The organism is Vibrio sp. 1078-1, from assembly GCF_033340475.1.
Map to the genome: position 1 here is coordinate 1 of NZ_JAWOWM010000254.1, position 765 is coordinate 765.

The 765-nt window shown below is 51.2% G+C and carries 1 protein-coding gene and 1 pseudogene; both read right to left on the reverse strand.

Going from position 1 to position 765, the window contains the following annotated elements; genetic code table 11:
* Positions 1–571 (reverse strand): response regulator (locus tag R7190_RS26945; RefSeq protein ID WP_318137808.1); only part of this gene is annotated, 571 nt, incomplete at its 3' end.
* Between the two features lie 58 nt (positions 572–629).
* Positions 630–765: pseudogene (locus R7190_RS26950) on the reverse strand (ATP-binding protein); the annotation flags it as partial.

Consider the following 765-nt stretch of genomic DNA (forward strand, 5'->3'; position numbering starts at 1 on the left):
TGGCGCGAGGGCTATGGCGGTGAAGGGCATGAGCAACCAGCTCTTTACCTGTACCGGACTCCCCGTTGATCAAAACGGAAATCGACGAGCGAGAAAGGCGGCCAATAGCGCGGAACACTTCCTGCATTGCTGGCGCTTCACCGATGATCTCTGGCGTGTCGGCCGGTGCATCTTCTGAAGACAATTGCTCGCGTTTGTTTTCATGGCTGTGGGCAATCGCACGTTCGACCAGCGTTAAGGTTTCATCGATATCAAACGGTTTTGGCAGATACTCGAACGCGCCTTTTTGATAGGCGTTAACGGCGGCATCTAAGTCGGAGTGCGCGGTCATGATGATTACGGGCAAATCAGGGTAATCACGTTGCACTTGCTTGAGCAGTTCTAATCCGTCGATACCGGGCATGCGAATATCAGACACCAGTACGTCTGGCACTTCGCGCTCAAGCGCCATCAAAACGCTTTCCCCATCGGCATAGGTTTCGCATTTTATGTTGGCTGAGGAGAGCGTTTTCTCCATAACCCAGCGAATCGAACTGTCGTCATCGACGACCCAAACATATCCTTTACTCATGTACTAATCCTTGCAGCAAAAACCGTAAATTGGCGCTCAACGAAATCCATTCGTGAGGTCAAATCGGCAAATAAATTGTAAAAGTGGTGTGGCCAGGCCAGCTTTCAACGTCGATTTTTCCGTTGTGCTGTTCGATCAATTTTTGTTAGATGGACAACCCAAGTCCGGTGCCGCCTTCGCGCCCGCTGACCATG